Below are 18,338 nucleotides of genomic sequence, written 5' to 3' on the forward strand. Positions count from 1 at the left end.
ACCGCGCCGGGTGTCGGGCGCGGCCTCGGTCGCGCCCGATCCGCTTTTGGGAACTGACTTGGGAGGAGACCATGGCCCGTGTGTCTGGTCGGTCGTGCATCGTCACCGGTGCCGCGCGGGGCATAGGCCGCGCCATCGGTGAGGCCCTGCTCGACGAGGGCGCCGATGTCTGCTTTGCCGACATCAACGCCGAAAGCGTCCGCGAGGTCGCAGCCGCAAACGAAAATCGCGCCGCCGCGGGCGGCGGAAAGGTCACCTGGGCCGCCGTCGACGTGGCCGACCGCGAACAGGTTCAGGCAATGATCGCCAAGGCCGTCGAGGTTTTCGGCAAGATCGACGTCAAGTTCAACAATGCCGGCGTCAACAAGCCGATGAACTTCCTCGACGTGACCGAGGAGAACTGGAATTTCATCATGCGGGTGAACGGGCTCGGTTGCCTCATCGGCATGCAGGAAGCCGCGCAGCAATTCATCCGCCAGGGCACGCCCGGCAAGATCGTCAACACCGCCTCGATCGCGAGCCGCCAGGGCTTCGACAACGTGGCCCCCTATTGCGCGAGCAAATGGGGCGTGGTGTCGCTGACGCAATCGGGCGCGCGCGATCTGGCCAAGCACGATATCACCGTCACGGGCTTCGCGCCCGGCGTGGTGGCGACCGAGATGTGGGAAGAGGTCGACCGCGACCTTCTGGAGATCGGCGCCTCCGAGCGGCCGGGCCAGGCGATGGAGGAATTCTCGGCCGAGATCCTCAAGGGGCGCGTGGCCAAGCCCGAGGACATCACCGGCACGACCACCTTCCTCGCGTCGCGCGACAGCGACTACATGACCGGACAGATCGTCATGATCGACGGCGGCATGACACTGGTCTGAGCCGCCCAGCGGGTCCGCTCGGCGACCCGGGTCCACGAAGGATCGGTCCCGCAGCACCCGCGTGCCGCAGGGCCGGCTTTGACAGACGTCCCGGACGCGCTTCGGGACGACGCGCGACAGGGACCGGAGCACCTTCGGACCAGGGCCGCGACGCAATGCAGGATGGAGGCCGGGCGATGCCCGGACCTGCAGGGCGCGCAAAACGGCAGGGGAGAGGAATGAATACGATGAGCAAACAGGAAATCGGAAGCTTCTTGGCGAAACAGGGCATCCTGATCGCCTTCGCGGTCTTCATGATCGGCTTCACGCTCGCCAACAGCCGGTTTCTCGATCCCGACAACGTCATGGGGGTGATCCGGTCCTCGGCCATTCTGGGCGTCATGGCGCTCGGCGTGACCTTCGTGGTCATCAGCGGCAATCTCGACCTCTCGGTGGGCTCGATGATGTCCTTCTCGACCATCGTGGTGCTCGATCTGCACGACAAGATCGGGCCGGCGCTGGCGATCCCCGCGATGTTCGCCATGACGCTCTGCCTCGGGGCCTTCATCGGGTTCCTCGTGGGCTATCTCAAGCTCAATTCACTGATCGTCACGCTGGGCATGCTCTCGGCCATCCACGGCCTCACGCTCACCTATTCGGGCGGGCAGAACATGGACATCGCCGACAAGGAGGGGACGTGGTTCTCGGTCTTCGGGCAGGGCGATGCCCTGGGCATCCCGGTGCCGATCCTGATCTTCCTCGGGCTTGCGGCTTTCCTCGGCATCATGCTGTCGAAGACGCCCTTCGGCCGGAAGGTCTACGCGGTGGGCGGCAACGGCACGGCGGCGACCTTCTCGGGCATCCGCCGCGCGCGGGTCGTCTTCATGTGCTACCTGATGTCGTCCTTCTGCGTCGCCACCGCGGGCCTCATCCAGGCGAGCCGGTCGCTGGGGTCGCAGAACACCGTGGGCCAGGGGCTCGAGCTTGAAGTGCTGGCCGCGATCATCCTCGGCGGCGCGTCGCTGCTGGGCGGGTCGGGCACGATCTTCAAGACTGTGATCGGCGTGCTGATCCTCGGCTTCATCCAGAACGGCCTGCTGCTCGTCGGTCTGCAATTCTACGTCCAGTACGTCGTCACCTGGGTCATCATCATCCTTGCTGTCTGGCTCGATATCGCGGCCAAGCGCGGCAGGCTCTGGTCACCGATCGCTTGAACGGAGGGAAGAACATGCAACCCGGAACGCTATCCACCTTCCTCAAGCGCGGGGCCATCTGGGGCTTCATCGTGCTCGAGCTGATCTTCTTCTCCATCGCGGGCGAGTTCATGTCGCTGTCGGACAACGCCTTCATGGACCTCGACAACATGCTCTTGCTGCTCAAGCAATCGGCCCCGATCGGCATCATCGCCATGGGCATGACCATCGTCATGATCAACGGCAATATCGACCTGTCGGTGGGCGCGATCTACGCCATCAGCGCCATCATCCTGCTCGACAGCATGACCTGGCCGATCTTCGGCGCGCTCGGCGACGGGGCGATCCCGATCGCGTGGCTGCTGGCGCTGGCCGTGGGCACGGCGCTTGGCGCGCTCAACGGTCTCATCGTGTGGAAAACCGGCGTCGACGCCTTCATCGTGACGCTGGGCGCGATGCTCGGCTATCGCGGTCTGGTCTTCATGTATAACGGCGAGCAGCCCACGAGCCATCTCAACTGGACGCTGGTGGATTTCGCCGAGGCGCAGTTCCTCGGGCTGCACACCGCGACGTGGTTCCTGCTGCTGGTGACCGCCGCGATCTGGTTCCTGATGAACAAGACCGTGCATGGCCGCAACGCCTATGCCATCGGCGACAACCGCGAGGCGGCGGTCAATGCGGGCATCCGCGTCGGCCCGCACATGATGATCAACTTCATGATCATCGGTTTTCTGGCCGCGCTCTCGGCGGTGGTCTTCTATTCCGAAAGCGGATCGGTGAACCCCAATGACGGCGAGCTTTACGAGCTTTGGGTCATCACCGCGGTCGTCCTCGGCGGCACCAAGCTGACCGGCGGCGCGGGCTCGATCATCTCGACCTTCGGCGGCGTGCTGGCGATTCAGTTGCTGCGCAAGGGGCTGAGCCATATCGGGGCCGATACGGAGACCGTGAACCTGGTGATCGGCCTCATCCTGATCGCGGTGCTGTTCCTCGACCGGCAGCTGAACATCAAAGGCAAAGAGGAGTTGAAGGTATGACCGATCAACAACCCGCCCTGCGTCTGGAAGGCATCGTCAAGACCTTCCCGGGAGTGCGTGCCCTCGACAACGTTTCCTTTGCGGTGATGCCGGGCGAAGTCCATGCCCTGATGGGCGAAAACGGCGCCGGGAAGTCCACCTCGATGAAGGTGCTCGGCGGCATCTACCAGCCCGATGAAGGCACGATCTACGTGGGTGAAAAGCCGACGGTCATGCATTCGCCGCTGGATGCGAAGGCCAAGGGCATCGTCTTCATCCACCAGGAACTCAGCCTTGCGGAAGAGCTGTCAGTGGCCGAGAACATCTATCTCGGCGAGCTGCCCAAGAAGCGGTTCGGCCTTGTCGACTGGGACACGCTTTATGCCCGCACCGACAAGATCCTCGAAAAGCTGAAGGTCAGCTTCAACGCCAAGACGCGGGTCGGCGACCTGTCCATCGCCAACCAGCAGATGGTCGAGATCGCCCGCGCCCTGACGGTGGATGCGAAGGCCGTGTTCTTCGACGAGCCGACCGCCTCGCTCACGGATGCCGAGAAGGTGGTGCTGTTCGAGGTCATCGCCGATCTGCAGAAGCAGGGCGTCGGTATCGTCTACATCTCCCACCGGATGGAGGAGATCTTCAAGATCACCGACCGGATCAGCGTCCTGCGCGACGGGCAATATCGCGGCACGTTGAACACGCGCGAGACCAACGAGGAAGAGGTCACGCAACTGATGATCGGCCGCAAGCTCGATCTCAGCCGATCCGCCCTGACCCACGAAGTCGGCGATGTCGCCCTCGAGGTGCGGGGGCTGAGCTGCGGCGATCTCTATCGCGACGTCGATTTCGAGGTGCGCCGCGGCGAGGTGCTGGGCTTTTACGGACTCGTGGGTGCGGGCCGCACGGAAATCGCCGAGACGCTGTTCGGCCTGCGCGACCCCTCGGCGGGCAAGATCCTGATGGACGGGCAGGAGGTGCGCATCCATTCGCCCGCCGATGCCATCGCGCGGGGCATCAGCCTCGTGCCCGAGGATCGCAAGGGTCAGGGGCTGGTTCTGGGCATGAATTGCCGGGACAACATGACCCTGCCGCAGGTCGATGACCTGAAGGCCGGGCCGTTCGTGGCCGAGGGGGCCGAGGTGTCGATCTTCGATCAGTACCGCGACAAGCTCGATATCCGCACGCCGGGCTGGAAACAGACCGTCGGCAACCTTTCGGGCGGCAACCAGCAGAAGATCGTCATCGGCAAGTGGCTGTCGATGCATCCCAGCGTGCTGATCGTGGACGAGCCGACGCGGGGCATCGACGTGGGCTCCAAATCCGAGATCCACAACCTGCTGCGCGAGCTGGCCTCGCAGGGCTACGCGGTGATCGTCATCAGCTCCGAGATGCCGGAAGTGCTGCATGTGGCGGACCGCATCGTGGCGATGTTCAACGGCCGCGTCATGCGCACCTTCACCTCGGAGGAGGTGACCGAGGACAACCTGATCCAGGCCATCTCCGGCCTCTCAGGCGACGGTCAGGCCGCCTGAGATGCGCGTCGGGGTGGCCGGGCTTGGGCGGATGGGGGCGCATATGGCCCGCAACCTCGCCCGGGCGGGCCATGACGTCACGCTCTGGAACCGCTCTGCCGCGAAGGCGCACGAACTTGCGCTCGAGATCGGCTGCGCGATGGCGGAAACCCCCGCCGCGCTGTCGAACGCTGCGGAGGTGGTGATCACGATGCTGGCCGACGATGCCGCCTCGACGGCGGTGCATGAGGGGCCGGAGGGTCTTTTCGCGGGATCGGCGCAGACCTTTCTCGAGATGGGCACGATGAGCCCCGATCACATCGCCGGGCTAAGGGCGCGCGCGCCCGAGGGCGTCCGGGTGATCGACGCACCCGTGTCGGGCGCCACGCAGGCCGCGCAGGAGGCCACGCTGACGATCATGGCAGGCTGCGACGCGGACGAGGCCGGGCGGCTGAGCCCGATCTTCGAGGCTCTGGGCAAGACCACCATTGCGCTCGGTGCGCCGGGGCAGGGGGCGGTGATGAAGCTTGCCGTCAACGCGCTGCTGCACGGCATCAACCAATCCTTCGCCGAGGCGATGACCCTGTCCGAGGCCGCCGGGATCGAGACGGCCCGCGCCTTCGACGTGATCGAGGCCTCCGCCGCCTGCGCGCCCATGCTGCGCTATCGCCGCCCGCTCTATCTCGACGAGGCCGGGCAGGACGTGACCTTCACCGTCGCGCTTGCGCGCAAGGATATGGGCCTCGCGCTCGATCTCGCGCGGCAATCCGGCATCGCCATGCCCACCGGCGCAGTCACGCTGGCGCGGCTGGAACAGGCCGAAGCGGCGGGCTTCGGGCCCCGCGACATGGCCGCGATGCTGGCCTTCAACAGAGAGGACAAGACATGAAAGCGGCTTTGTTCGTCGGTGGCTGGGAAGGTCATGCCCCCATGGACTTCGCCCATTGGTATCGCGACCTGCTGCAGGCCAATGGCTGCGAGGTGGTGATCCACGACACGCTGGAGCCGCTGGAGCGGCCCGAGGACATGGCCGATGTGGACCTCATCACGCCGATCTGGTCCTCGGCCCGGTCGGGGCATCGCGAAGAGTTCGGCAACATGACCAAGGCGCAGGAGGACGGGCTTTTGCAGCTCATCGCGGGCGGTGTCGGCCTTGCCGGCTGGCATGGCCACATGGGCGACGCGTTCCGCGACCGGCCGACCTATCACTTCCTGATCGGCGGCCAGTTCGTGGCCCATCCGCCGGGCTGGCCCGACAACCTGCAGCCGCGCGAGGATTACATCGATTACGACGTGACCATCTGCCGTCCGGCGCATCCCATCGTCGAGGGCATCGGCAGTTTCCGCCTGACATCGGAGCAGTATTACATGCTGGTCGATCCCTCGAACGAGGTGCTGGCGACGACGACCTTCTCGGGGGAGCATCTGTGGTGGATCGAGGGCACGGTGATCCCGGTCGTCTGGACGCGCCGCTGGGACAAGGGCCGGGTGTTCTATTGCTCCATCGGGCACGAACTGGCGGACCTGAAGACACCGCAGGTGACCGAGATCATCCGCCGCGGGGCGCTCTGGGCCGCGCGCGGCTGAGCGGTTCTCGCATCGGGTCTCAACCGGCCAGCGTGGGTGCGCGTGAATCAGGATAGTTACAAACGGGACGAGTCGGGCGCGCTGTCCGCAAGACCGGACAGGCGCTGAAGGCAATCCAGCAGGATCAGCCGTTCGCCCGGCGAAAAGGGCGCGAGCAGCCGCGCATTGTGCCGCGCGGCGATGGCGCAGAGGTCGTCGAAGGCGCGCCGCCCTTCGGGACGCAGGCTCAGCGTGTCGCGCCGCCGGTCCTCCGAGGCCGCGCGCTTCGCGATGAAGCGCTTGTCTTCCAAGGCCTTGACCGCGCGACTGATCTTCGTCTTGTGCATCTTCGACAGCCGCGCGATGTCGCTGGCGGTCATGTCGCCGTAATGGCCGAGGTGAAAGAGCACGCGCCACTCGGTCCGCAGCATGTTGTAGCGGTCGCGATAGACCGTCGAGAAGGCGAGGCTCGTCTGCTCGGCTGCCTGGTTGAGCAGGTAGGGCAGGAAGTTCTCCGGGATGAAGGGCGGCATGGCGGACCGGATTAGTTGCTCTTGTTGGTTACAAATGAGACTTTATTCTGTGCGCCAACCAACAGCAAGGAGGGGGCCCGATGAACGAGCACGCCCAAGGCAGGACGCTGCAGCACGGCACGTCGCCGCTGGCGCCCGAAGGCCGCTACATGCCGGGCTTCGGCAACGATTTCGAGACCGAGGCGCTGCCCGGCGCGCTGCCGCAGGGCATGAACAGCCCGCAAAAGGTGAATTACGGCCTTTACGGGGAGCAGCTGTCGGGCACCGCCTTCACCGCGCCCAGCCACCAGAACGAACGCACGTGGTGTTATCGCATCCGGCCCAGCGTCAAGCATTCGGGCCGCTACCGGAAGATCGACCTGCCGTACTGGAAAAGCGCGCCGCATGTGGACCCGGACGTGGTCAGCCTCGGCCAGTGCCGCTGGGATCCGGTGCCGCATTCCGACGCGCCGCTGACCTGGCTGACGGGCATGCGGACCATGACAACCGCTGGCGACGTCAACATCCAGGTCGGTATGGCGAGCCACATCTACCTTGTCACCGAAAGCATGCAGGACAGCTATTTCTACTCCGCTGATAGCGAATTGCTGGTGGTCCCGCAGGAGGGCCGGCTGCGGTTCTGCACCGAGCTGGGGGTGATCGACCTCGAACCCAAGGAGATCGCGATCCTGCCGCGCGGGCTGATCTACCGGGTCGAGCTTCTCGACGGGCCGGCCCGCGGCTTTGTCTGCGAGAATTACGGCCAGAAGTTCGAGTTGCCGGGCCGCGGCCCGATCGGGGCGAATTGCATGGCGAACCGGCGCGACTTCAAGACGCCGGTCGCGGCCTATGAGGACCGCGACGTGCGGTCGACCGTCACCATCAAGTGGTGCGGCCAGTTCCACGAGACCGAGATCGGGCACAGCCCGCTGGACGTGGTGGCCTGGCACGGCAATTACGCGCCCTGCAAATACGATCTGCGCACCTATTGCCCGGTGGGGGCGGTGCTGTTCGATCACCCGGATCCCAGCATCTTCACCGTGCTGACCGCGCCCTCGGGCGTCGAAGGCACCGCCAATATCGATTTCGTGCTGTTCCGCGAGCGCTGGATGGTGGCGGAGAATACCTTCCGCCCGCCCTGGTACCACAAGAACGTCATGTCCGAGCTGATGGGCAACATCTACGGCCAGTACGACGCGAAACCGCAGGGCTTCGTCCCGGGCGGGATGAGCCTGCACAACATGATGCTGCCGCACGGGCCCGACAAGACCGCCTTCGAGGGGGCCAGCAATGCCGATCTCAAGGCCGAAAAGCTCGACAACACGATGTCCTTCATGTTCGAGACGCGGTTTCCCCAGCACCTGACCCGCTTTGCCGCGAAGGAAGCGCCGCTGCAGGACGATTACATCGACTGCTGGGAGAGCCTTGAGAAGAAATTCGACGGCACGCCGGGGGTGAAATGACCCGATTGCGCCCAAGCTGGGTGGCCGGCGCGAACGATCCCGAGACGGACTTTCCGCTGAACAACCTGCCCTATGGCGTGTTTTCGACCAAGGCGCTGTCCCCCCGCTGCGGCGTGGCCATCGGCGACCGGATTCTCGATGTCGCGCGCGCCGAAGCGGCCGGTCTGACCGGCACGCGCGACCTTGTGCAGGCGGCAAAGTGGAACCCGCTGATGGCGGCCGGACCCGAGGTCTGGGCCGGTTTCCGCGCGCGGATCGGCGCGCTGCTGGCCGAGGGATCGCCCGAGCGGGAGGCCGTCGCGCCGCTGCTCGTGCCGATGGCCGATGCCGCGCTGCATCTGCCCTTCGATGTTGCGGAATACACCGATTTCTACGCGGGCAAGCAGCATGCGATCAATGTCGGCACCATGTTTCGCGGCCCGGAAAACGCGTTGCCACCCAATTGGTTGCACATTCCCATCGGCTATAACGGGCGGGCGTCGACCGTCGTCGTCTCCGGCACGGATATCCGGCGCCCCGTGGGTCAGACCAAGGCGAAGGAGGCCGCGGCGCCAAGCTTCGGACCCTCCCAGCGGCTCGATATCGAGCTCGAGATGGGCGCCATCGTGGGCACGCCCAGCACGATGGGCCAGCCCGTCACCGTGGCCGAGGCGCGCGCGATGATCTTCGGCTACGTGCTGCTGAACGATTGGTCGGCGCGGGATCTGCAGGCCTGGGAATACCAGCCGCTGGGCCCGTTCCAGGCCAAGGCCTTCGCCACCTCGATCAGCCCTTGGATCGTCACCGCCGCCGCCCTCGCGCCCTTCGCCGCCGAAGGCCCGGAGCGCGAGGTGCCGCTGCTGCGCTATCTCGTCGAGGACACGCCCGGGCTCTACGATATCGCGCTGTCGGTCGAGATGAACGGCCAAACGATCAGCCGCACCAACATGCGCGAGCTTTACTATTCGCCCGCGCAGCAACTGACGCATCACGCCTCTTCGGGCTGCGCGATGCGGACGGGCGATCTTCTGGGCACCGGTACGATTTCCGGGCCCGCGCCCGACAGCTACGGATCGCTGCTGGAAATGACTTGGGGCGGGCAGACCCCGATCCGGGTCGGCGCCGAGACGCGCGCCTTCATCGAGGACGGCGATACACTCACCCTCAGGGGGCACGCGCAGGGCGATGGCTTCCGTGTGGGCTTCGGCGCCTGCAGCGGCCGGATCCTTCCCGCACCAGACTTTTTCAAGGAGACCACATGAGCAAATCCTTCGCATCCGCGGGCGACATGACGGACAAGGAAATCAGCTTCACCGAGGTGGGCGCGGGGCTCTGGGCCTTCACCGCCGAGGGCGATCCCAATTCCGGCGTCATCATCGGCGAGGACTCGGTGATGGTGATCGAGGCGCAGGCCACGCCGAGATTGGCCGAAAAGGTCATCGAGAAGGTGCGCAGCGTCACCGACAAGCCGATCAGCCATATCGTTCTGACGCATTACCACGCGGTGCGCGTCCTCGGCGCCTCGGCGTACAAGGCGCGCGAAATCATCATGTCGGACACTGCCCGCGCGATGGTGGCCGAGCGCGGACAGGAAGACTGGGACAGCGAGTTCGACCGCTTCCCGCGGCTCTTTCAGGGCCATGAGAGCATCCCCGGTCTGACCTGGCCCACCACCACCTTCAGCGACCGCATGTCGGTCTATCTGGGCCGCCGCCGCGTCGACCTGATGAAGCTTGGCCGGGCGCATACGGCGGGCGATATCGTCGTGCACGTGCCCGATGCGAACGTGATGTTCACTGGCGATATCGTCGAATACCACTCGGCCTGTTATTGCGGCGACGGGCATTACCGGGACTGGCCCGCGACGCTCGACCGGATCCGGGCCTTCGAGCTCGACGCGATCGCGCCGGGGCGCGGCGACGCGCTGGTGGGGCGGAAGATGGTCGATGCCGCGCTCGACAATACCGCCGATTTCGTGACCTCGACCTACGACGCGGTGCGCCGCGTGGCCGCGCGCGGCGGCACGCTGCAGGACGCCATGGCCCATGTGCGCGCGGTCTGCGATCCGAAATTCGGCGATTACGCGATCTACGAACATTGCCTGCCCTTCAACGTCGCCCGCGCCTTCGACGAGGCCCAGGGCATCGACACGCCCCGGATCTGGACCGCCGCGCGCGACAAGGAAATGTGGGCCGCTTTGCAGAAATAGGCGCATGGCCGCCCTGGATGGCCGGGAGGAGAACGACGATGCTGGATGACCGCTACGCGCTGGCGCACAGGCTTTATCCCTATGCACGCAGCGCCGATCAGGATGCGAGGGGCGCGGTGCATCACCCCGTCGTCATCATCGGCGGCGGGCCGGTGGGCATGGCCGCCGCACTCGATCTGGGGCTGAAGGGAATCCCGGCGCTGGTGCTCGATGACCACGAAGGCGTGGGCGAAGGCAGCCGGGCGATCTGTTTCGCCAAGCGGACGCTGGAGATTTGCGACCGGCTCGGCTGCGGCGATCCGATGGTCGAGAAAGGCGTGGTCTGGAACCTCGGCAAGGTCTTCCACGGCGAAGAGAAAGTGTTCGAATTCAACCTTCTGGCCGAGGGCGGACACCGGCGCCCCGCCTTCATCAACCTCCAGCAGCCCTATTTCGAGAAGCATCTGGTGGACCGGATCCGCGCGGCGCAGGACGCAGGCGCGCCCATCGAGATCCGCGGCAAGAACCGGGTCGCGGCGCTGGAACCCGCAGAGGACGGCGCCCGGCTGGAGGTCGCTACGCCCGAGGGCGCCTATGCGATCACCGCCGATTGGGTGCTGGCCTGTGACGGGGCGGGATCGCCCACGCGCAAGGCGCTGGGGCTGGGTTTCACGGGCAAGGTTTTCCGGGACAGTTTCCTGATCGCCGATGTGCGCATGAAAGCCGATTTCCCGACCGAGCGCTGGTTCTGGTTCGATCCGCCCTTCCGCGACGCGGGCGCCTCGGCGCTTTTGCACAAACAGCCCGACGATATCTGGCGGATCGACTTCCAGATTGGCTGGGACGTCGACCGCGAGACCGAGCTGCAGGAGGACCGCATCCGCGCACGGATCGACGCGATGCTGGGTGCGGGCGTGGAATACGAGCTCGTCTGGACCTCGATCTACACCTTTCAATGCCGCCGCATGGCGTCGTTCCGGCAGGGCCGCGTGCTGTTCGTGGGCGACAGCGCGCATCAGGTCTCGCCCTTCGGCGCGCGCGGGGCCAATGGCGGGCTGCAGGATGCCGACAACCTGTGCTGGAAGCTCGCGGCGGTGATGCAGGGGGAGGCGCCCGAGACGCTGCTCGACAGCTACGATGCCGAACGCGGCGCCGCCTCGGACGAGAACATCCTCAACTCGACCCGCTCGACCGATTTCATCATCCCAAAATCCGAGCAGAGCCGCCTATTCCGCGATGCGGTGCTGCAGCTGTCGCGGCACCACGATTTCGCCCGGCCCTTCGTCAATTCGGGGCGCCTGTCGCAACCTTGCGTCTATGACGGATCCGGTCTGAATACCGCCGATGCCCTTGAGGGTGGCCCGCGCGTCACCCGTCCGGGCGCACCGGCTCCCGACGCGGCACTCGGGAACGGGTTCCTGCTCGACCGGCTGGGCAACGACTTCGTCCTGCTGGCCCTGGGATGCGATGCACCGGAGTTGCCGGACCTGCGGGTCGTCTCGGTCGCAGCGCCAGGCGCCGACATCGCGGAGCGCTATCTTGGAGATGCGCCGCGCGGCCTTTACCTCATCCGCCCCGACCAGCACGTCGTCGCGCGCTGGCTCGAGGCCACGCCTGCAGAGATCACAAACGCGCGCGACCGCGCCATGGGCAGGGAGGCCACGCCATGACGCTGATCACCACCCGCAACGTCGCGGATCCCGACGCGGCTTACGAATTGCTGCTGTCGGCGCATGAAGGTTTGTCGAAGGCGGAAAGCGACGCGCTCAATGCCCGGCTGATCCTGACGCTCATCAACCATATCGGCGATATCGAGGTCCTGCGCGAGGCGCTGCACTTGGTGCGGGACGATACTGGCTGACCGGACCCGCCGCCGGAAGTCATTCGGCGCGAAAGCGCGCCAACAGGTGCTTGCCCGAATCCGCGATTTCGGGCATGTGCGGAGCAGGGCCGGGCGATGGCGTCGCCGCCGCGAAGATCGCGGATGCCCGCTCACCCATCCTGAACGCCGGGATCTTGCTTTTCCGCCTCGCGGTGAAGGGAGAGACCGATCCCTTCGCGCCCGAGGCGGCCCAGGAAGGAGCCGTTCCATGGACCGTCCCGAATTATATCGTTTCCACCAGGGCGACCGCGTCCTGCCGTTCGATGCCGCCGAATACGACGCGCGGCTGTCCGGCCTGCGCCAGCGCATGGATGCCGAGGGCGTGGATGCCTGCGTGTTCACCTCCATGCACAACATCGCCTATTACTCGGGCTTTCTCTATTGTTCCTTCGGACGGCCCTACGGGCTTGTCGTGACCGCCGACGAAAGCGTGACCATCAGCGCCGGGATCGACGCGGCGCAGCCCTGGCGGCGCAGCCATGGCGACAGCATCACCTATACCGACTGGCAGCGGAACAATTACTGGCGCGCGATCCGGTCGGTGACCGGCGAGGGCAAGGCAATCGGCTTTGAGGCCGACCACATCTCGGTCGCGCAGAAGGCGCTTCTGGAGACGTTCCTCGCGCCGTCGCGCAGCGTCGATATCGCGCCCGCCACGATGCGCCAGCGGATGCACAAATCCCCCGCCGAGATCGCGCTCATTCGCCACGGGGCCGAGGTCGCCGATGTGGGCGGCTACGCCATTCGGGACGCGGTGAAGGCGGGCGTACGCGAGATCGACGTCGCCATGGCCGGCCGGGACGCGATGGAGCTGGAGATCGCCAAGCGCTTTCCGCAGGCCGAATACCGCGACAGCTGGGTCTGGTTCCAGTCGGGCATCAACACCGACGGCGCGCATAACCCCGTCACCGCCCGGGTGCTGGAGCGCGGGGATATCCTGAGCCTGAACACCTTCCCGATGATCTCGGGATATTACACCGCGCTCGAACGCACGATGTTCGTCGGCGAGGTGGACGACGCCTCGCGCCGGATCTGGGAGTCCAACGTCGCGGCCCATGAATACGGCATGTCCCTGCTGACGCCCGGTGCGACCTGCGCCGAGGTGACCGAGAAGATCAACGTCTTCTTCGCCGAGCGCGACCTGCTGCAATACCGCACCTTCGGCTACGGCCATTCCTTCGGCGTGCTGTCGCATTATTACGGGCGCGAGGCGGGGCTCGAGCTGCGAGAGGATATCGACACGGTGCTGGAGCCGGGCATGGTGATCTCGATGGAGCCGATGCTGACGATCCCCGAAGGACAGCCCGGGGCCGGCGGCTACCGCGAGCATGACATCCTCATCATCACCGAGGACGGCAACGAGAACATCACGGGCTATCCCTACGGCCCCGATTTCAACGTGGTCGGCTGAAGAAAACCGCGCGCGGCCCGGAATGCGGGCCGCGCGCCTGACTTCGCCGGATTGATGCCCGGGCTTGGACCGGGATCAGTCCGAAGCGCGCGCCGCGCGGACCCAGGCCACGATATCGGCCCGCGCCGCATCGTCCATCTGGATCGCATTGGGCGGCGGCATGGCGTGGCTCAGACCCGCCTGCAGGTAGATCTGCTCCGCATGGCGGGCGACATCACCTTCGGTCTCCAGAAGCACGTTCTTCGGGGCCCAGCGGATGCCCGCCCAGGAGGGCTCCCGCGCGTGGCACATCGAGCAATTGCCGAGAACCGCGCTGTAGGCCGCGTCGAACCCCTCGGCGGAGGCGAAGTGCTCCTCGTAGGGGGTCAGCGGGCGGGCCGCGGCCTCCTCGTAGGGGGCGTTGGTCATCGGCGCGACCGAGAGCCACGCGATCAGCACCATCAGGAGGACGGTCACAGCCCAGGTCCAGTGCGGCCCCTTGCCGGTCTTGTGCATGGTGTTGAAGTAATGGCGGATGGTGACGCCGGTCAGGAAGATCAGGCTGGCGATGATCCAGGCATATTCGGTGGCGAAAGCCAGCGGATAATGGTTCGACAGCATCAGGAAGACCACCGGCAGCGTCAGGTAGTTATTATGCGTCGACCGGACCTTGGCGATCTTGCCGTACTTGGCATCCGGCGTCCGCCCCGCCTTGAGATCGGCCACCACGATCCGCTGGTTCGGCATGATCTGGAAAAACACGTTGGCGGTCATGATCGTCGCGGTGAAGGCGCCGAGATGCAGAAGCGCGGCGCGTCCGGTGAAGATCTGGTGATACCCCCAGGACATCACCACGAGGATGACGAACAAGAGTAGCATGAGCAGCGTGGGCTGGTCGCTGAGCGAGGATTTGCACATCGCGTCATAGGCCAGCCAGCCGATGGTCAGCGAGCCTGCCGAGATCAGGATGCCCTGCCAGAGCGCGAGGTCGACCTTCGACGGGTCGAGCAGGTAAAGCTCCCCGCCGACCCAGTAGATGATCATCAGAAGCGCGGCGCCCGACAGCCAGGTCGAATAGCTTTGCCATTTGTGCCAGGTCAGGTGCTCGGGCATCCGCGCGGGTGCCACCATGTATTTCACCGTGTGGTAGAACCCGCCGCCATGCACCTCCCATTCCTCGCCGGAGGCGCCGTCGGGCAGGGCCGCATTCGGTTGCAGCATCAGGTCGAGCGCGATGAAGTAGAAGGACGCGCCGATCCAGGCCATGGCGGTGATCACGTGCAGCCAGCGGACCGAGAAGCCGATCCAGTCCCAGATCGCGATGAAGTCATACATGGCAGGGCCTTCCCAGATATCAGTGCGTCGCCAGACTAGGCGCTTTGCAATTCTTCTGGTATCGCTGTCCAAAGCCAAGCAGCATCAAAAATTTCCGAACAATGTCCTATCTCGACAACATCAGGACCTTCGTGCGCGTCTACGAATTGGGCAGCATGTCCGCTGCCGGGCGCGATCTGCGGATCTCTCCGGCGGTGACCTCGTCGCGGATCTCCCAGCTCGAGGATCATCTCAGCGTGCGGCTGTTCCAGCGCACCACGCGCAGCCTGACGCCCACCGAACAGGGCAAGGCGTTCTATGCGGGGGCGTGCGAAATCCTCGAATCGGTCGAGAATGCCGAGGCGCAGGTCGTCAACATCACCGAGAACCCCAAGGGCACGCTGTATGTGGCGGCGCCATTGGGGGTCGGACGGCGGCTGCTTGCGCCGCAGGTGCCGGAATTTCTGAAGCTCTATCCGCAGGTGACCGTCCGTCTGCGCCTCTCGGACCGCAAGGTGGACCTGACCACCGAGGGGCTCGATCTCGCCTTCTTCCTGGGCCAGCCCGAGGACAGCAACCTGCGCATCCGCAAGATCGCCGATGTCGCCCGCGTCCTCTGCGCGTCCCCCGATTATATCGCGGCGCGCGGCAGTCCCGCGGGGGGCGACGATCTGGTCTCGGGCGGGCACGAATGCCTGAACCTGCGCTTTCCCGGCGCGACCGAGTTCCAGTGGCGGCTGATGACCGAGGACGGGCCGAAGCGCTTCCGGGTCGCGGGGCGCTACGAATCCGACGACGGCGACGTGCTGACCGATTGGGCGCTTGCCGGGCACGGCATCGCGCTGAAACCGATCTTCGAGATCTCGGAGCATCTCGAGGCGGGCCGCCTCGTGCCGGTGGCCGAGAACACTCCGCCCGAACCCATCCAGATGGCCTGCCTGTTCACCCATCGCCGGCGGCAGGATCCGAAGACGCGGCTTTTCATGGAATTCATGATCGATCGGATCAGCGCCATCGTCCGCGACGCCGAAAAGCGCGGTCAGCTGCCGCGATAGGTGGAATAGCCGAACGGCGACAAGAGAAGCGGCACGTGGTAATGCGACGGCTCCGACATGCCGAAGCGCAGCGGGATCACGTCGAGAAAGCGCGGGCTTTCGGCGGGAACCCCGGCGGCGTCCAGATAGGCGCCAGCATGGAAGACCAGCTCATAGGTGCCGGTCTCGAACTGCTCCGCAGGCAGGATCTGCCTATCGGTGCGCCCGTCGCTGTTGGTGACGAGCGTGGTCAGCAGGCGGCGCGTCTCGCCCTCGATGCGGAAAAGCTCGATCGTTAGCCCCTCGGCGGGACAGCCGCGCGCGGTATCGAGCACATGGGTGGTAAGATAGCCGGACATCACGGTCCCTCCTGAGTTTTGCCTGTTATACCGGCACGGGCGCGCGGCGAAAGCGTGCGGCGCCGAAGACACCTTCAAATTTATTTTGAGAAACAGGAGGATTGTTTTGCTCTACAGAGGAACGAAATCGAGAGGTGTCCATCCATGATGCGCTATCCCCGGGACATGACCGGCCACGGCCCGGTGCCGCCCGCTGCCAACTGGCCGAACGGTGCCAAGATCGCCGTGCAGATCGTGCTGAACTACGAAGAGGGCGGCGAGAACAACGTGCTGCACGGCGATGCCGCGTCCGAAGCCTTCCTGTCCGAGATCACCGGCGCCGCACCCTGGCCGGGTCAGCGGCACTGGAACATGGAGTCGCTTTATGAGTACGGCGCGCGGGCGGGCTTCTGGCGGGTGCATCGCCTGTTGGGCGACACCCCCATCACCGTCTACGGCGTCGCCACGGCGCTCGCCCGCGCACCCGAGCAGGTCGCCGCGATGCAGGCCTCGGGCTGGGAGATCGCCAGCCACGGGCTGAAATGGATCGAGCACAAGGACATGAGCCCCGAGGAGGAGCGGGCCCAGATCCGCGAGGCGATCCGGCTGCATACCGAGGTGACGGGTAGCGCGCCGCGCGGCTGGTATACCGGGCGCTGTTCGATGAACACCGTGGACCTTACCGCCGCCGAGGGGGATTTCGCCTATATCGCCGACAGTTACGCCGACGATCTGCCCTATTGGATCAAGGCCGGGGGCAAGGATCAGCTGATCGTGCCCTACACGATGGATTGCAACGACATGCGCTTCGCGATCCAGGCGGGGTTCACCGCGGGCGACCAGTTCGAGACGATGCTGCGCGATGCCTTCGATACGCTTTATGCCGAGGGTGTGGAGGGCGCACCGAAGGTCTTGTCCATCGGCCTGCATTGCCGCCTGATCGGACGGCCGAGCCGGATCGCGGCGCTGCGCCGCGCGCTGGAGCATTTCCGCAGCCATCCCGATGTCTGGTTCGCCACGCGCCTGCAGATCGCCGAACATTGGACCGCCGAGCATCCGCCGAGCCCGCGCGCGCGTCCGTCCGAGATGGACCGCGACACCTTCGTCGCGGAATTCGGCGGCATCTTCGAGCATTCGCCCTGGATCGCCGAGGCCGCGCATGCGCTGGAGCTGGGCCCGACCCACGACAGTGCGGCCGGGGTTCATGCGGCGCTGGCGCGGGTGTTCCGCACGGCCAGCGAGGCACAGCGCCTCGACGTGCTGAAGGCGCATCCGGACCTCGCGGGCAAGCTTGCCGAGGCCAAACGCCTGACCGTCGAATCGACCGCCGAACAGGCCTCCGTCGGGCTCGATGCGCTGACCGATGCGGAGCGCGCGCGCTTCACCGAGCTGAACGACGCCTATACCGCGACCTTCGGTTTTCCCTTCATCATCGCGGTGCGGGACAACACCAAGGCCTCGATCATGGCCGCCTTCGAGCGCCGCCTGCAGAACGACCGCGCCACGGAATTCGCCGAGGCCTGCCGCCAGGTCGAACGGATCGCGGCGCTGCGCCTGCAGGACAAGCTCGCGTCATGACCCGGCTCATCGCAGACGCGCTGACGGCAGAGGCCTTCGCGCCCTTCGGCGATGTGCTGGAGGTCCGGGGGACGCCGGACAAGATCATCAACCGGGGACGCTGCGGGCGTTTTCACGATCTCGCGGCGCTCGATTTCGGGGCCGGGGGCCGGGCGGGCATCAGCCTTTTCGAAAGCGCCATCGTGGAGTGGCCCGTCGAGGTCGCCATGGTCGAGCGGCACCCCGAGGGCAGCCAGGCTTTCCTGCCGATGACGGAGCATCCGTTCCTCGTCGTCGTGGCGCCTGACGAGAACGGCCGCCCGGGCAGCCCGCGGGCCTTCGTCACGGCGCCCGGGCAGGGCATCAATTTCTACCGCGGCACGTGGCACGGCGTTCTCACGCCGCTCCATGCGCCGGGGCTTTTCGCGGTGGTGGACCGGATCGGAGACACTCCGAACCTGGAGGAGCATTGGTTCGACGCGCCCTATCACGTTGAACCGGGGGAGGACCGGGCCGGCACGATGCAGGCCTAGTCACGCAACAAGGG

Annotated in this window: 18 protein-coding genes; 15 read left to right on the forward strand and 3 right to left on the reverse strand. The window is 65.8% G+C overall.

The window, feature by feature from the left end:
* Positions 1-71: 71 nt before the first annotated feature.
* From BW990_RS15900 to BW990_RS15925, 6 genes are all read left to right on the forward strand, one after another.
* Positions 72-869, forward strand: a complete 798-nt coding sequence (locus BW990_RS15900; protein ID WP_076449520.1) for an SDR family oxidoreductase — start codon at positions 72-74, stop codon at positions 867-869.
* Positions 870-1,087: 218 nt separating this feature from the next.
* The gene (locus BW990_RS15905; protein ID WP_076449521.1) at positions 1,088-2,062 is read left to right on the forward strand and encodes an ABC transporter permease; all 975 of its coding nucleotides are present in this window, start codon (positions 1,088-1,090) and stop codon (positions 2,060-2,062) included.
* A 14-nt stretch (positions 2,063-2,076) separates the two neighbouring features.
* Positions 2,077-3,078, forward strand: coding sequence for an ABC transporter permease (locus BW990_RS15910; protein ID WP_076449523.1), 1,002 nt, complete (start codon positions 2,077-2,079; stop codon positions 3,076-3,078).
* On the forward strand, positions 3,075-4,589 hold the full coding sequence (locus BW990_RS15915; protein ID WP_076449524.1) for a sugar ABC transporter ATP-binding protein: 1,515 nt from the start codon (positions 3,075-3,077) through the stop codon (positions 4,587-4,589). The genes BW990_RS15910 and BW990_RS15915 overlap by 4 nt, the downstream gene beginning before the upstream one ends.
* A gap of 1 nt (position 4,590) precedes the next feature.
* Entirely contained in the window at positions 4,591-5,457 is an 867-nt protein-coding gene (locus BW990_RS15920) for an NAD(P)-dependent oxidoreductase (RefSeq protein WP_076449526.1), read from the forward strand.
* Positions 5,454-6,155, forward strand: coding sequence for a ThuA domain-containing protein (locus BW990_RS15925; RefSeq protein WP_076449528.1), 702 nt, complete (start codon positions 5,454-5,456; stop codon positions 6,153-6,155). The genes BW990_RS15920 and BW990_RS15925 overlap by 4 nt, the downstream gene beginning before the upstream one ends.
* Before the next feature lie 56 nt (positions 6,156-6,211).
* Here BW990_RS15925 and BW990_RS15930 read toward each other — a convergent pair whose 3' ends face one another.
* Positions 6,212-6,667: a MarR family winged helix-turn-helix transcriptional regulator gene (locus BW990_RS15930; protein ID WP_076449530.1), complete on the reverse strand. Its 456-nt coding sequence runs from the start codon at positions 6,665-6,667 to the stop codon at positions 6,212-6,214.
* Between the two features lie 149 nt (positions 6,668-6,816).
* On the opposite strand from BW990_RS15930, the gene hmgA reads away from it, so the two are divergent.
* The 6 genes from hmgA to BW990_RS15960 all read left to right on the forward strand — a co-directional run bounded on the left by hmgA (position 6,817) and on the right by BW990_RS15960 (position 13,569).
* Positions 6,817-8,109 (forward strand): homogentisate 1,2-dioxygenase, encoded by a 1,293-nt coding sequence (gene hmgA / locus BW990_RS15935; RefSeq protein WP_143526250.1) that lies wholly within the window; start codon positions 6,817-6,819, stop codon positions 8,107-8,109.
* Positions 8,106-9,350, forward strand: a complete 1,245-nt coding sequence (gene fahA, locus BW990_RS15940; RefSeq protein ID WP_076449532.1) for a fumarylacetoacetase — start codon at positions 8,106-8,108, stop codon at positions 9,348-9,350. The genes hmgA and fahA overlap by 4 nt, the downstream gene beginning before the upstream one ends.
* Positions 9,347-10,297, forward strand: coding sequence for an MBL fold metallo-hydrolase (locus BW990_RS15945; RefSeq protein ID WP_076449534.1), 951 nt, complete (start codon positions 9,347-9,349; stop codon positions 10,295-10,297). The genes fahA and BW990_RS15945 overlap by 4 nt, the downstream gene beginning before the upstream one ends.
* Before the next feature lie 38 nt (positions 10,298-10,335).
* Positions 10,336-11,946, forward strand: a complete 1,611-nt coding sequence (locus BW990_RS15950) for an FAD-dependent oxidoreductase (RefSeq protein ID WP_076449536.1) — start codon at positions 10,336-10,338, stop codon at positions 11,944-11,946.
* Complete coding sequence (locus BW990_RS15955) at positions 11,943-12,137, forward strand: DUF2783 domain-containing protein (RefSeq protein WP_076449538.1); 195 nt, start codon at positions 11,943-11,945, stop codon at positions 12,135-12,137. Before BW990_RS15950 ends, BW990_RS15955 begins: the two co-directional genes overlap by 4 nt.
* A gap of 229 nt (positions 12,138-12,366) precedes the next feature.
* Positions 12,367-13,569, forward strand: a complete 1,203-nt coding sequence (locus BW990_RS15960) for an aminopeptidase P family protein (RefSeq protein ID WP_076449540.1) — start codon at positions 12,367-12,369, stop codon at positions 13,567-13,569.
* 75 nt (positions 13,570-13,644) lie between these two features.
* On the opposite strand, the gene BW990_RS15965 is transcribed toward BW990_RS15960, so the two are convergent.
* Positions 13,645-14,883 (reverse strand): urate hydroxylase PuuD, encoded by a 1,239-nt coding sequence (locus BW990_RS15965; RefSeq protein ID WP_076449542.1) that lies wholly within the window; start codon positions 14,881-14,883, stop codon positions 13,645-13,647.
* 101 nt (positions 14,884-14,984) lie between these two features.
* Here BW990_RS15965 and BW990_RS15970 point away from each other — a divergent pair, with 101 nt between their 5' ends.
* Complete coding sequence (locus tag BW990_RS15970) at positions 14,985-15,917, forward strand: LysR family transcriptional regulator (protein WP_076449544.1); 933 nt, start codon at positions 14,985-14,987, stop codon at positions 15,915-15,917.
* On the opposite strand, the gene uraH is transcribed toward BW990_RS15970, so the two are convergent.
* Positions 15,902-16,255 (reverse strand): hydroxyisourate hydrolase, encoded by a 354-nt coding sequence (gene uraH / locus BW990_RS15975; protein ID WP_076449546.1) that lies wholly within the window; start codon positions 16,253-16,255, stop codon positions 15,902-15,904. The two genes, BW990_RS15970 and uraH, sit on opposite strands and share 16 nt — an antisense overlap.
* 144 nt (positions 16,256-16,399) lie before the next feature.
* Here uraH and puuE point away from each other — a divergent pair, with 144 nt between their 5' ends.
* Together puuE and BW990_RS15985 are read left to right on the forward strand one after the other, a co-directional pair.
* Positions 16,400-17,812: an allantoinase PuuE gene (gene puuE / locus BW990_RS15980; protein WP_076449547.1), complete on the forward strand. Its 1,413-nt coding sequence runs from the start codon at positions 16,400-16,402 to the stop codon at positions 17,810-17,812.
* Positions 17,809-18,324, forward strand: a complete 516-nt coding sequence (locus BW990_RS15985; RefSeq protein WP_076449549.1) for an ureidoglycolate lyase — start codon at positions 17,809-17,811, stop codon at positions 18,322-18,324. Before puuE ends, BW990_RS15985 begins: the two co-directional genes overlap by 4 nt.
* The last annotated feature ends 14 nt before the right edge of the window (positions 18,325-18,338 follow it).

The organism is Roseivivax lentus, assembly GCF_900156805.1.
GTDB lineage: Bacteria > Pseudomonadota > Alphaproteobacteria > Rhodobacterales > Rhodobacteraceae > Roseivivax > Roseivivax lentus.